Consider the following 1,437-nt stretch of genomic DNA (forward strand, 5'->3'; position numbering starts at 1 on the left):
CGGCGGCGTCCAGCGCCTCCGCCTTCACGATCTCGACCTGCAGCGTTTCGGCCATGCTCAATCCTTTTGCAGCCCGCGCCAGCAAGAGCCGTTCCGCTCTTCCATCCTGCCCGCGGCCCGTTTCGGCACGGTTCATGGACATGGTGAACGCGTGTTGACGGGAGCCTGCGCCCGCTCGGGGCGTTGCACACGGGCGGACATCCCTGCTCCGCTTCGCGAGACACGACCATGACCGACTCCCGCCCCGACGACCGCAAGGTGGAAAACGAGAACCAGCGCGCCCCAGCCCGCGAAGGCGAGCCGCCCCGGCCGGCGACCGAGCCGCGCGGATCGGAGGGTTCCAGCAATTCCGGCGAAACGCGCACCGACCCCGCGACCGGTGAGGAAAATTGATCCGTCCGCCATGCTGTTCGTCCCCAGTTCAAGAGTCGTCATGATCTGCCGCCTGCCCCTCCTTGCCGCCGCCGCTGTCTCCCTGTCCGGGGCCGGGCTCGCCGCCTGCAGCCCATCTTCGCCCGCGCCGCCTGAACAGGCGATGCCCGGCGAAACCGGTCCCCTGTCGCGCGATGCCATCGAAAACACCGCTTATTCGCCACCTGCCGCGCAGCCTCGGGATGCCGCCGGCCAACCTGCCGCGCCTGAGCAGCCTAACCCCGCCCTGATCCGCGCGCAGGTCCTTCTGGAGCGCGCGCGCTTTTCGCCGGGGGCTATCGACGGCCTGGCCGGATCGAACATGAAGCAAGCCATCGCCGCCTTCGAGAAGGCCAACGGCCTGCCGGTGGACGGGGAACTGGACGCGGAGGTCATGTCCCGCCTTCGCGCGGGCGGCACGGGCGCCGTGACCACCACCTACGAGATCACGCAGCAGGACGTGGCCGGCCCCTATCTGGGGACCGTCCCGACCGACCTTGCCCAGCAGGGCGAGGCCGAGCACATGGGCTACGCCAATGTGGTGGAGGCTCTGGCCGAACGTTTCCACGTCACGGAAGGGCTGCTGCGGGCGATGAACCCCGGCGCCGACTTCGCACGCGTCGGACAGAAGCTGCTGGTCCCGGCGGTGGACAACACGCCGCTGCCCGCCGATGTCGACCACATCGACGTCGACAAGGCCGAGGGCTCGGTCAGGGCCTTCGCCGCGGATGGGCGACTTCTGGCCTATTATCCCGCCACGATCGGCAGCGGCGACAACCCGACCCCGACCGGCACGGTCAAGGTCAACGGCGTCGCCCGCAATCCCGATTACCTCTACGATCCCGACAAGCTCAGCTATGGGGATCTCGACCGGAAGGTTCTGGTCAAGCCTGGCCCGAACAATCCCGTGGGCGTGGTCTGGATCGACCTGAACAAGCCCAGCTACGGCATCCATGGCACGCCCGACCCGGAAAAGATCGGCAAGACCGCCTCGCACGGCTGCGTCCGCCTGACCAACTGGGACGC

General features: G+C 68.5%; 2 protein-coding genes. Both read left to right on the forward strand.

Annotated features, from left to right (window positions below):
• Nucleotides 1–228: 228 nt before the first annotated feature.
• A complete protein-coding gene (locus tag B2U11_RS03295; protein ID WP_292069931.1) occupies nucleotides 229–393 on the forward strand; it encodes a hypothetical protein in 165 nt (54 codons plus the stop codon).
• Nucleotides 394–535: 142 nt separating this feature from the next.
• Nucleotides 536–1,437, forward strand: a 902-nt coding sequence (locus B2U11_RS03300) for a L,D-transpeptidase family protein (protein ID WP_292069933.1), incomplete at its 3' end; no start/stop codon positions are given.

It is taken from the genome of Brevundimonas sp. UBA7534 (genome assembly GCF_002479325.1).
GTDB lineage: Bacteria > Pseudomonadota > Alphaproteobacteria > Caulobacterales > Caulobacteraceae > Brevundimonas.